This is a genomic window from Niastella caeni, assembly GCF_004834005.1.
Taxonomy (GTDB): Bacteria; Bacteroidota; Bacteroidia; order Chitinophagales; family Chitinophagaceae; genus Niastella; species Niastella caeni.
In genome coordinates this window covers 139,145-151,667 of record NZ_STFF01000005.1, presented here as the reverse complement: position 1 = coordinate 151,667, position 12,523 = coordinate 139,145, and the positions used below count along the sequence as shown (strand labels likewise).

Annotated in this window: 9 protein-coding genes and 1 tRNA gene; 8 read left to right on the top strand and 2 right to left on the bottom strand. The window is 41.9% G+C overall.

Annotated elements, in window-relative coordinates:
• Nucleotides 1-69 precede the first annotated feature (69 nt).
• From FAM09_RS18425 to FAM09_RS18415, 3 genes are all read left to right on the top strand, one after another.
• Complete coding sequence (locus tag FAM09_RS18425) at nucleotides 70-426, top strand: Rieske (2Fe-2S) protein (protein WP_136578615.1); 357 nt, start codon at nucleotides 70-72, stop codon at nucleotides 424-426.
• A 222-nt stretch (nucleotides 427-648) separates the two neighbouring features.
• A tRNA-Asn gene (locus FAM09_RS18420) sits at nucleotides 649-722 on the top strand.
• Between the two features lie 152 nt (nucleotides 723-874).
• Nucleotides 875-1,381, top strand: coding sequence for a hypothetical protein (locus tag FAM09_RS18415; RefSeq protein ID WP_136578614.1), 507 nt, complete (start codon nucleotides 875-877; stop codon nucleotides 1,379-1,381).
• A gap of 159 nt (nucleotides 1,382-1,540) precedes the next feature.
• Here the strand turns inward: FAM09_RS18415 and FAM09_RS18410 are convergent, their stop codons facing one another.
• On the bottom strand, nucleotides 1,541-1,939 hold the full coding sequence (locus FAM09_RS18410; RefSeq protein ID WP_136578613.1) for a hypothetical protein: 399 nt from the start codon (nucleotides 1,937-1,939) through the stop codon (nucleotides 1,541-1,543).
• A 224-nt stretch (nucleotides 1,940-2,163) separates the two neighbouring features.
• Here FAM09_RS18410 and FAM09_RS18405 point away from each other — a divergent pair, with 224 nt between their 5' ends.
• The 3 genes from FAM09_RS18405 (at nucleotide 2,164) to FAM09_RS18395 (ending at nucleotide 6,685) form a co-directional block, all read left to right on the top strand.
• On the top strand, nucleotides 2,164-2,964 hold the full coding sequence (locus FAM09_RS18405) for a GNAT family N-acetyltransferase (protein ID WP_136578612.1): 801 nt from the start codon (nucleotides 2,164-2,166) through the stop codon (nucleotides 2,962-2,964).
• Nucleotides 2,965-3,161: 197 nt separating this feature from the next.
• Nucleotides 3,162-4,298: a TlpA disulfide reductase family protein gene (locus tag FAM09_RS18400; protein ID WP_136578611.1), complete on the top strand. Its 1,137-nt coding sequence runs from the start codon at nucleotides 3,162-3,164 to the stop codon at nucleotides 4,296-4,298.
• Nucleotides 4,299-4,636: 338 nt separating this feature from the next.
• Entirely contained in the window at nucleotides 4,637-6,685 is a 2,049-nt protein-coding gene (locus FAM09_RS18395; RefSeq protein ID WP_136578610.1) for a polysaccharide lyase 6 family protein, read from the top strand.
• 133 nt (nucleotides 6,686-6,818) lie between these two features.
• Here the strand turns inward: FAM09_RS18395 and FAM09_RS18390 are convergent, their stop codons facing one another.
• Nucleotides 6,819-9,269: a TonB-dependent receptor gene (locus FAM09_RS18390; protein ID WP_243751712.1), complete on the bottom strand. Its 2,451-nt coding sequence runs from the start codon at nucleotides 9,267-9,269 to the stop codon at nucleotides 6,819-6,821.
• A 373-nt stretch (nucleotides 9,270-9,642) separates the two neighbouring features.
• Here FAM09_RS18390 and FAM09_RS18385 point away from each other — a divergent pair, with 373 nt between their 5' ends.
• Together FAM09_RS18385 and FAM09_RS18380 are read left to right on the top strand one after the other, a co-directional pair.
• Complete coding sequence (locus FAM09_RS18385) at nucleotides 9,643-11,319, top strand: glycoside hydrolase family 28 protein (protein WP_136578608.1); 1,677 nt, start codon at nucleotides 9,643-9,645, stop codon at nucleotides 11,317-11,319.
• 351 nt (nucleotides 11,320-11,670) lie between these two features.
• The gene (locus FAM09_RS18380) at nucleotides 11,671-12,510 is read left to right on the top strand and encodes an NAD(P)-dependent oxidoreductase (protein ID WP_136578607.1); all 840 of its coding nucleotides are present in this window, start codon (nucleotides 11,671-11,673) and stop codon (nucleotides 12,508-12,510) included.
• Nucleotides 12,511-12,523 lie beyond the last annotated feature (13 nt).

Sequence of the window (12,523 nt, the reverse complement as noted above, 5' to 3'; positions counted from 1 at the left end):
CCATGTTTCGGTTTAGAAACATGGCTTTCTTTCAACTTCGCGCGGAATTTGCCTCCACAAACGCCACACATGTCTGAAAAAAAATACACATTCCATCAAATAGCGGAGCATCCGGGTGTACTTGCTTTCAACCAGCAGGGCATTGCTGTGGTGGAGGTGAAAGGAAAAAAGATCTGTATTACGCGGCATGGGGATGAATGGTTTGCATTCGCGTATAAATGTCCGCACGCGAGCGGGATTATGTCAGAAGGGTATGTTGACGCGCTTGGGAATGTGGTTTGCCCGGTGCACCGGTATAAGTTCAGTTTGAAAAACGGCCGCAATACGAGTGGGGAGGGATATTATTTAAAAACCTATCCTGTTGAGGTGCGGGAGGAGGCGATTTATGTGGGCATGCCGGAAGGCGGGCTATTGGGGTGGTTGTAGGCGCATTTTTACAGAAAAATTTTGAGGAATTGAGTTCAGCGGAATTAAAAAGTCGGCATTGAGGAATTTCGCATCTGATTTTGGCAATTTTTTCAAATTAATTCCTTGATTTTTCTTTGAGTACGTGTTTTTTAAAAAAGGAAAATCCTTATTTTTGCTGCCCATTTCGGGAAGGGGTGGAAAACCGGAAGGTACCCACCGAAGATTGAAATGGAAATAGATTCCTCCTTAGCTCAGTTGGTTAGAGCATCTGACTGTTAATCAGAGGGTCGCTGGTTCAAGTCCAGCAGGGGGAGCAGAAAATCAATCACTTAAAAGGTCGCTTAGGCGGCCTTTTTGCATTTTTGCCAGTAATTTGCCAGCAAATCGGTAAAGTGGTTATAAAAGAAATTACTATTTTATTGTTGAAATACATTTAGCAACCCTATCACTAAAAGCATCTATCGCTATGGATAAACTCTCCTTCAAAGCCTTTAATGAATTATGTCAACTCAATTTAGATAAGAAATATATCCAGGAACTTTTTGAGATAATAACAAATTCCGATTGCTATTTTCAACCTGGTATTGTTATGCCGCAAGATCACATAGCCAGCTTATACAAGCTTAGACTTAATATAGCTAAAGATCACGGCAAATTTGACGATGATTACATTAACGACTACGAAATAACTGTCTCGAATTTACAAGAAAGCAAATCAAATGAATTAGGTATAACCTGGTTGGACACGGACAATAATGGTAGTTATTTGATTTTTTATGAACCTGATCAACTAAATATCCTCGGTGTACTCAAAGCAAAGCGTACCTCGGACGAACAATCAACTGAGAAGGACAACAATGATGCGGTAAATAAGGGACATTCGTCAGGATGTCAGAAATATTTAAAAAGGAAAATTGGTGAACATCCTATGATGCAAGACGTAAGAATGTTTTTATTAGAACAGACAAATTAATGGTTAGTAACATTTTCCATTTTGCTAATTTCTCCTTTGTTTTCATACATCCGAATTTTGCTGGATTGTTTATGTCATCAACAATACTTCCTTTATAAAGGAATAACGTTTCCCCCCAACAACCATAATAGAATTCCACGTTTCCTTCTCTTTGTTTATCTAGCCACTCAACGATATACTCCTTGGTCTGATCCGAACAATCAATTTTCCACCGTAAGGATTACCATAAGGATTATATTCAAGTCGCCCACGCTCTTCAGACAGTTTATAACAGCTTATATATTCAATATCATAATCAGTCTGCAATAAAGAAGTCAATGAATAAAAGTGCAACGTAAATTCTCCATTCGGGGTAGTTGGAATATTGGGCTTCATATCACCATCTAAATAATAAAATTGCTTTAAGGAATAATCAGGAAAATTATTTACCCAAAAATCGTCAGATTGAGGTCTTCCGTTATTCTTAGCTTCTTTAACTAATTCAAATGTATAATTTAAGTCAATAAAGTTTTTATCGTTCTCAATTTCGAATACTATATAACAATTTTGATTTTGCATTGCCTTTCGTTAACATTAGCGAACTTAATAATTCTTGCATTTGCAATACCAATTTTCAACATTCAGTTGAGTTATTTTTAGACAAATTTTTAACCTTAATTTTTGTCGTTATGACCGATATTTCAGTCAAAAACGCCTCAAATGACCGATATTTCGGTCATTTGAGAAATTTCCCATGATGACCTATTCACGACAATCCCGCTTCATACGATTATATTTGAAAAATGAAAGCCACCCCATTTACACCCGCAGATATTGACTCACTTCCCTATATACAACCCGAGGGATGGCCGGATATCAGGCCATATTTTACCTATTATACCCGATCCTCTTTTTGCTTTCCCATAAAAATAGTGAATGATGATAAAATGATTGGTACGGGAACCACCATTATTCACCAGGATGTGGCCTGGCTGGCGCATATTATTGTTCATAAAGAATACCGAAAACAGGGTATTGGCAAACTGATCACTGAGTCATTGGTGAATAGTTTGAAATCCACAAATTGTACCACCGTTTATCTGCTGGCAACCGACCTGGGTGCGCCGGTTTATGAAAAAGTAGGGTTTGAAACAGAAACGGAGTATTTGTTATTTAAAGATATAACGGTGAAGGAAAAGCCAACGCTGCCAGATCCTATTACTCCTTACGAGGTAAAGTACAAAAAGCAAATTGCGGCACTGGATAAATCTACTTCAGGTGAAGAGAGGCTATTTCATCTAGAAGAACATCTTCAAACAGGATTTGTTTATAGTGATAATGGCTCATTAAAAGGCTTTTACTTACCTTCTTTTGGCGACGGGTTGATCATTGCCGGTGATCCGGCTGCGGGTCTTGCATTGTTAAAGCTTCATTTAGCTTCACAAAACAGGGCTTTTTTTCCTAAAGAAAACTTAGTTGCCACAGACTATTTGTCTGAAAATGGAAATAAAAAAGTATCAACAGCAAAACGAATGAGATTGGGAAAAATAAGGCCTGTTAAATTTGACAATATCTATAATCGAATCGGAGGGAACCTAGGTTAAGTTTTTCTGCCCGGCTCCTATATTACATGCACCCATAGTTGCAAAAAGCTTTCAATCCATTTTTCAAAAATGTTAAATAATAACTTCCTTCCCCAACTTTTCAACTTGATTCTATTTCTCGCCTTCTAAAGCTTAAATTGCATATACCAGGGATCACGCGTAAGGAAAACAATTAATACATAATAAAAATATTATTTATGATGAAAAATAAACTCATCATTGGTATGCTGTTGCTCCTTACTTTCGGTTCTGCATTTGCACAACAGAAATTTACGATCAAAGGCACCCTCGCTAAGCCCAAAGGAGATATCAAAGTGATGCTCTCTTATAGCGATAATGGGTCCTATAAGCAGGATTCTGCCATCGTTCAAAAAGGCGTATTCACATTTTCGGGAAGCGTTACCGAGCCTACCCGAGCCACTTTACAGGTAAAATCATTGCAGCCCGACAACACTCCAATGACGTATGAAAAATTTGCAGCCCGGGATACTAAAGAGTTTTTCCTGGATAATACTGTTATTACTGTAAAAGGCGACACCGCTGTTAAAACTGCAACTATTAAGGGTGGCAAAACACAAGCCGACTTCCTGTCATTAGAGGCAGCGTTGAAACCTTTTATAGATACAATGGCTACATTGAATAAACAACTCATGCAGTTGGTAAAACAAAAAGATGAGAAAGGCGCTGATTCATTACGCCTTCAACTAACGGCCATCAGAAAAGACAAGACAAAAGCCGAAGACGATTTTATTCGCAACCACGGCAATTCATGCGTGTCGCTCGACTTGTTGCATGGAAGATCGTACATCATTGAATTGGAGAACTTCGAACCGCTGTTCAATACCTTGTCGGCCGATAGGAAGAATTCCACCACAGGGAAAAAGGTACAGGAAAGACTTGACATCGCTAAAAAAATAAACGTAGGAAAGCCTGCTATAGAATTTACCCAGCAAACCACCGAAGAAAAACCATTCTCTTTATCATCTCTGAAAGGTAAATATGTATTGTTAGATTTCTGGGCCAGTTGGTGCGGACCCTGTCGTACAGAGAACCCTCATGTGGTAAAAGCATACAATTTGTTTAAAGACAAAAATTTTGAGATCGTTGGCGTGTCGTTAGATGGAGAAAAGCAAGCCTGGCTGGATGCTATTAAAAAAGATGGATTACCCTGGGTGCATGTAAGCGATCTGAAGGGTTGGAAAAATGACGTGGCGGTATTGTATGGCATCAATGCTGTTCCGCAGAATTTTTTGCTGGATCCTAATGGAGTGATTATTGCGAAGGATTTGAGAGGGGAAGCACTGGCAAAGAAGCTGGAAGAAGTGCTAAAGTAGAGATCTAAAATGTCATTCCATATTTTGTAAAAGATTGTAAGCTTTCAGCTAATTCGTTCAATAATAGTCAGCAGAAAGAGCACTAAAAACACTTACAAAGCCACCTCCAAGGATGGCTTTGTCCTTTTTAGCGAATATTCAAACGATCTCCGAAACCCGCCCACCTCAATCCTTTTATCTTTCTGCAAAAATGAGTTAATACCATGTAAATGTCCTTTACCCCTTTTATTAAAAAAATCAGTTAGTTCGTTTACACGTTAGAGTTTATAAATCTTTCCCTGGAAAGCGATCATTCTACCCAACAAGGATTTTATTCCCTTCTAAAAACAGCTTGACATATGAGACAATTTTCAACTCTATCAGGAAGATCCTGGCGAAAACTGCTGGCGGCAGCTTTCGTTCTTTTGTATTTGTACACGGCCGATGGCCAGACAGTGCGTACGGCAGCAAGCCCCACACAGCTAAATGCAGCTATAGCTGCTTCCAATCCCGGTGATACCATCATTATGAGCAATGGAACATGGACCAATGTTACCATTAACTTTAATGCAAATGCAACTGCCACCCAACCTGTTGTACTTCGGGCGCAAACGCCTGGCCAGGTGATTTTGAATGGCAGCTCCGGTCTTATATTTTCCGCACCTTACTTAATCGTGAATGGCCTGTATTTCAGAGGAGGGGTTTTAACAACGGGTTCTATTGTCAGGTTCAATTCAACCAACTGCAGGCTCACCAACACTGCAATCGTAAATTATAATCCGCCTTTGGCGTCTACCAGCTATTACTGGGTGTATTTTGATGGGTCTTATAATCGCATAGACAACTGTTATTTTAAAGGCAAAAATCACCATCAACCAGCCATCGGAAACGATGCTTCCGGTTCCAGGTACAATAAAGCAGATCATTGTTACTTTAGGGACATGGGTGGATCGGGGAATGGCTCTGAGATATTCCGTATCTGGGGATATGGAGGGAATGAAGAATTGGGAACCGATGGCGCATTCTTTACAATAGAATACAACTTATTTGATGCCGCGGATGGGGAAGGCCTGGAAATGATATCTCTGAAATCTAACCGAAATATTGTCCGCTACAACACGATAAAGAATACTAAAGGTGAAATAACCTTAAGAAGCGGCAATTTCAATACAATTGAAGGAAACTTCATTTTTGGTAACAACAAAGTGGGTTCAAGAGGGATCCGCCTTACCGGCCAGTATCATTCAATCATCAACAACTATATCGAAAATGTAAAAGAAGATGGTATCGTTGTGTATGCAGGCGAGTATATCGATACTTTTCTAACGCCTAACTGGCAACCTATTCTCAGAGCAGGCACCCCACTTGGACGTGTACCCGCATATGGACAAGTAAAGCATACGATCATTGCGCACAATACAATTGTAAACCCTGGCGGCGATGGTATGGAAATAGGCGCAGCCTATAAAGCAAGCTGGCCAACAGCGCAACGGGTGCTACTCCCTGAAAATAACACGATCGCCAATAATGTGATTGTCAAAAACGGTGGAACGGCTATTAAAAGCCCGGTACAGGATGTAAATGCTCCGCTTAATATTTTTAATTTTCAACCTAATATATACGAAGGCAATGTCATTTATGGCGCCACACTTAGTATGAATCCTGCTCCCGCTTCCGGAATCATCACCCAAAACCCATTGATCTCTTTAACAAATGGGGTGTACAGGCCTTCAAATGGAAGTCCTTTGATTAATGCCGCATCCGGCGCTTATGTCGCAGCGGATATGGATGGACAAATTCGCGATGGCAACCCCGACATAGGAGCCGATGAATATTCAAATACTACGATCACGCGCAAACCGCTTACCCCTCAGGATGTAGGCCCGCAATGGATCGATGAGGTAATTGAAGGTGAAACGTCCCTTGACATTACCGATAACGGCGGTATTATAACCGCACAATACGCAAACACTGGGAATTCGGCCGAAAACTATCCGGCTGTTATTGATAACAGTACCGCTACCAAATATTTTATATCAGGCAAAACAGCATTGTGGATACAATATCAATCCACGGTTGCTGCCACAGTAATCAAATATACCCTCACTTCCGCCAATGATGTTCCTGCACGCGATCCCAGAAACTGGACGTTACAGGCTTCCAACGACAGCGTTACCTGGGTTTCCCTTGATTCGCGCACTAATGAAACTTTTGAAACCAGGTTCCTGATCAAAACTTTTACTTTTGAGAATACAACGCCCTACCTGTATTACAGGCTTAACATTACAGCTAATAATGGCGCTACCGGCACCCAGTTGGCAGAGTGGGAAATTTATCAGCGCAAAACACAACCTCTTTTAGTGGAAACATCCCTGAAAAAACCAACAAGGATGCCCCCAAAAGAGTAACCTGAAAACAAATGGCATCTCTGTTGCCATAGCCCCACAATCTACGGGTTAAATTTTCGTGCCCGGATGTGCCGTGGGAACAGATTTTTCATATGATTACCAAGGCTCACTACCTTAAATACTATTCAATCATCTACAACTTTATAGTAACATTAGCCATAAAGCTCCTGGGCATTTGGGCGCTGAGTACACCCTGGCCAATAAAATATTGTTCGTCGGTTATATTGTCGATTTTAATGCCCAGCCCAAACCATCGGGCATCATAAAACAAAGTAGCATGCAATAATGTATAGGAAGGAAGGGTAAATACTCCTGTGGTTGTTGAATTGGCAGTAAGGTTCTCATCGGCATAATTCATACCCAGTCCCAAACCCAGTCCTTTTAATTTTCCTTTCGACAAGGCATAGCTGACCCAGACGTTCGCCAGGTTAGCCGGACCGGCTGAAACAGGTCGTCTTCCTTCTATTGATTTTGCTGACTTGGTTAGTTTGCTGTTGTTATGGCCAAAACCGGCTGTGATATGTAACCCGTTGGTTAAGTTGGCAACCAGTTCTGCTTCAAATCCCTTACTGGTTTGGGTACCATCCTGAACAATTACATTATGGTTAACACTGTCGCGTACAACAACCTCTGTCCTGTTCATATTTTCCACCTTACTATTGTAATAGCTGGCTGTTATATGAAGCCTGTTATCAACAAGACTCAGCTTAACGCCTCCTTCCAATTGTTTGGCCTGCTGCGGTTTCAATGCGCCTGAGTAATCTGGCAACGGTTGCGTAACAGGCGCCACATTTGCAAAGCCATTTAAATAATTGGTAAATAAAGACACTTTGCTTTTAATTACCTGGTACACCAGACCGAATTTTGGCGAAAAGGCAGTTTGGTTATATTCACTATTGGCCACTTTTGTATTGGTGATACGATTCATAGTGCCTTTACTGCTGAAGCGATCGACCCGTACACTCAGCAGAGCGAGCAGGTTATCGGTTACATTCAATACATCCGCAACATAAGCGCTGTATACACTGGCCTGCGTGTTGTTTCTGATAGCAGATGCTGTGCTGGCTACCAGCTTCTGATCAACTAAATAACGTGATATTTTTGGGTAATTTTTGTCGTTACTCATTTGCCCGTTTATATAATCAAAAACTATTGCAGGCGAATTGTTGTTGTTTTCTTTTACCAGTAAATAGTCCACACCAATCAATACCCTGTGCCTGAGGGCGCCGGTGGTAAAATAGCCGTTAATATTCTGTTGTATATCCAGCGCACTGTTAGTGGTATTGTACAGGGCCACATTGCGTGTGAGTGAGTCTTCGGTAGGCTTGCTCATGGACTGGTATTGATAATAACCATTTGACTTGCGGATATTATTGGAAATAATGGTCTGTAACGTCCAGTTATCTGACAGTTGATAGTTAACCACTGCTCTAACATTTACCGTTGGCGTTTTCATGGTCAGGTCATTGTTGGTATAAGAACGCTTCCAGTCAAACTTCAGTGAATCTGGAATGCGGGCTTTCAACTGCCTGCTATTGTTCAGGAAAATAACAGCATTATTGGTAGCTTCTGCACTGTAAAATTCTGCATTCAGGTTAATCCTGAACCTTTCGCTGGCGCGAAATTCAACAGCAGGAGCAATCAGCAGTGATTTTCTGAAACCGGCATCCAGGAAACTTTGCTGATTTTGATAAGCAGCATTTAGCCTGAACAGTACGCTTTTATCTTTATTGGCAGGGCCATATACGTCGGCTGTAATACGATGTAAATTAAAGCTGCCTGTGGTATAGCTTATTTCTCCGTGAAGAGAATCAATGGGCTTTTTTGTAACAATGTTGATCATGCCTCCATAAGATGTTAAAGGGCTACCAAATAAAGTAGCAGACGGGCCCTTCAACACTTCAATTCTTTCTACATTGGCTGGGTCCAGTTCGCCATTTGTTTTTCCTGGTACGCCATCTATCGCCGAAGCTTCTGTTCTAAACCCTCTTATTGTATAAATAGAAGCGCCCCCGGAATTAATACCCCGGTTTACCTGTATCTTGTACAGACCCGGCGTATTACTAAGCGCATTACTAAAATCGGTAATTACCTGTTCTTTTATTAAATCTTTCGGTATGATTGTATATACCTGTGGGTTCTCCAGGTTGTTCAGTGGCATTTTGGCTCCCGGGCCATTTTCTTTTATAACAGGTTTTACTTTTTTTTCATCCGGCGCTTTCTCCTCCTTTACTTCTTTTACTGCCCTTTCCTCTTTAGCCTCATTTACTTCCTTTGCCACTTTTACTTTCTTCGCTTCATTCAGGATCTCTTCACTAACCGGAAGCGTAAAATCGGATACAATGATCTCGCCTTCATAGATGGTAATTACTTTTTCAACCGGCTGTAACCCGGCATAAAATACCCGAACGATATAATTGCCCGGTTTAACTCCTGAAATTTTGTATTCGCCTAATTGATTGGTAGTGTCAGCCTTATTTTTACTAAACAACTCTACGGTGATCCCTTCAGCAGGTTTACCATCTGCCGTAGTTACCTTTCCTTGTATGATTACATCTTCCTGGGCATATAGTAATACGTGCATACATGTTAGTAAGAAAATTAATGTAAGGAACCGGGACGTGGCTTTCATTGGTTGTTCATTTCTGTTATAGGAATAAGGAATAACTTATCCCCAAAAGCAAAAATGTTGCCATCTCTTATGCACCCTTTTAAAGGGCCACACTTATCACTTCAATAATTGTATTACCAATGGGACCCGCTAAATATATTTTATCATGCCTTGTGAATACAGGCGGCGGCTTAACGAGGGTAACAACTAACGGCCTGCAAATGCCTTTAGCTGCCAATATGATTGAATAAACAGGCAACCTGCGGGTGACCTGTTTTGCTATAACATGTTTTCTTTGTCTGGAGGTCAAATAACCGATTTCTGATACGAATAAAATCTTACTACTATGTCAGCAACAAATCCGCTGTCGCGTCGTCAATGGTTGGTCAGCATGGCTGTACCGGCACTTGCCGGCGCCAGCACTATGGTTGGATTGGAAGCAAAAGGATCACCGCGCGATAAAGGAAAAGAAGATAATCTTGCAGGCGCCCGCATTTATAATATTCGTGATTATGGAGCAAAGGGTGATGGGAAGACATTGAATACAAAAGCCATTCAATCTGCCATCGATAAATGTTTCAGCGATAGTGGCGGAACGGTGTTGATCCCTGCAGGCGATTTTCTCTGCGGCACAATTGAATTAAAATCAAATGTTACGTTACACCTGTCGGCCGCAGCAAAATTATTGGGCAGTCCCAAACGAGAAGATTACACGGCAGGTAAAGGCGTTCCGTCGGGCAACGGCAATATTGTTTTTTTGTATGCCGTTAAAGCAAATAATATTTCTATTGAAGGGAACGGAACAATAGACGGGAATGGGCTTGCATTTTATAATGGCAAAGGAGACAATACCGGTCCCGGTCAACACGGCATTGGCGGCAACTTCGACCGGCCGCACCTGGGCATTTTTTATCAATGCACGAGGTTAAACATGTCAGATGTTTACTGTACTGCCAGCGCTTATCATTGCTTTCGGATCCTTGGTTGCAAACAGGTACATATCGATGGCGTAAGGATCTATAACAGGGTAAACCGGAACAATGACGGTTTCCACTTTAACAACAGCGAATATGTTCACCTGGTAAACAGTGATGTGCAATGCCAGGACGATGCCTGTGCGCTTTTCGGCAGTAATAAATTCGTGACCATAAACAATTGCACGTTCAGTACCCGCTGGTCGGTGTTCCGTTTTGGTGGTGGCCAGTCGCAAAACATAGCTGTAACCAATTGTCTTATATACGACACCTACGGATGCCCCATTAAAGTAAGCGCCGGAAGGGCAAGCATTGAAAACTTCACTTTCTCTAACATCATAATGCGCAACGTTACTGGCCCTATTGGAATTGGGTTCAGTGGAACTTCTGAGAACAATAACCAGGATGCACAAAAACCGTATATCAGGAATATTGTATTCAATGCCATTCGCGCTACCGTGGTGGCGAAACCGGTAGATCACCCGGATATTCATTTTGGTGTAAGTGTAAGGCCGGGGGAAACCAACTCATGTATTACTTTGAATGCCATGGGCGCGTATTACCTGGAGAATATAAGTTTTACTGATGTGCATGTACAGTATGCAGGCGGCGGCACTGCCGCGCAAGCTGCTAAACGCACTATTCCCGAAGTAGCCGCAGAATATTTTGGCGTATGGGATCCTGCACCGGGTGGTCCGCCCGCTTATGGTATGTACGCCCGTAATGTAAAAGGGTTAACACTGCACAACGTGCGCTTTGAATATGACCAGGCAGATGCAAGACCCGCTGTAATTTTTGATAACGTACAGGATGCATCCATCAATGGCCTTAGTGCAAAAGGCAGTGAAGGAACGGAACTGCTAAGGTTTATCAATACCAAGGATGTTTTGCTTACTGCTGCAAGGGTGTTAACGCCAGCCGCCATTTTTCTACAGATAGAAGGAGCTGCAAGTGAAGGTATCATTGTAGATGGCGGTGATTTACGAAAAGCAAAAAAAGCATTGAACTTTACAGATGGCGCAACAGCAACGGCTGCTGTGGTAAAGTAAGCGATTGGTTCACAGTTTGTTGAACAGAATCAGGTGATGCGTCGCCAATTATTTTCAGTATGTTTTTACGTAAAAACGATACATAAATAATTATTTTCACTACGTTTTTACGTAAAAATGGTATCAAAATAATTAAAAACATACCGATTTTACGTAAAAGTGGAGCGTTCCCAATTATTTTCAGCATGTTTTTACGTAAAAACGATACAAGAATAATTATTTCCACCCTGCTTTCAGTTAGAAACTACACCGAATTAACTGAAACGGATCCATTCACTAAACTCTGTCAGGGTATTAACTTCAGAAATTGATCTTCCGAAAGAAAGGCTTAATCTTTGCAAAAACTTCAGCATGAAAGCATTTTTAGGAATGGGTCTATTGGGGTCGAATTTTGTGCGGGCGATGATAAAAAGAGGAGAAGCTGTTCAGGTTTGGAACCGTACCCCATCAAAAGCCCGGGAACTGGAAACAGTGGGCGCCAAAGCGTTTGCGCAAGTGCAGGACGCCGTACGGGGCGCTACTGAAATTCATCTTACCCTTAAAGACGACGCCTCTGTTGATGAAGTGCTGAAAGCCGCCGAACCCGGCCTTACTCCCGGCGCCATTATCATTGACCACACTACCACTTCAAAAGAAGGCGCTATTAATAGAACCCAGGCCTGGAAAGAAAAAGGATTCACCTATCAACACGCACCCGTGTTTATGGGCCCCACCAACGCGCTGGATGGTACCGGTTTTATGCTGTTATCGGGTGATGAAACTATTATCAATGCACTGACGCCCTCGCTCTCAAAAATGACCGGCAAGCTGCTTTATTTCGGTAACGAAGTTGGTAAGGCCGCCGCCCTGAAACTCGCTGGCAATGCTTTTCTGGTTTGCTTAACTGCCGGACTAAAAGATACGCTTACGCTATCAAAAGCGCTTAATGTTACTGTGGAAGACCTGCTTACGCTGTTCAATTCGTGGAACCCCGGCGCCCATGTTCAAGCCCGTTTGCAACGCATGACCGCCGCCGATCATACGCAACCTTCCTGGGAACTGAATATGGCTCGAAAAGACACACAATTATTTCTTGATGCAACACAACAAACCAGTAACCAACTGGTATTAATGCCTGCCATTGCCGCCCTTATGGACGAGTGGATCAACAAGGGATTTGGCAACCACGACTGGACGGTGATCGGAAAATGATACCGTCAAAAAA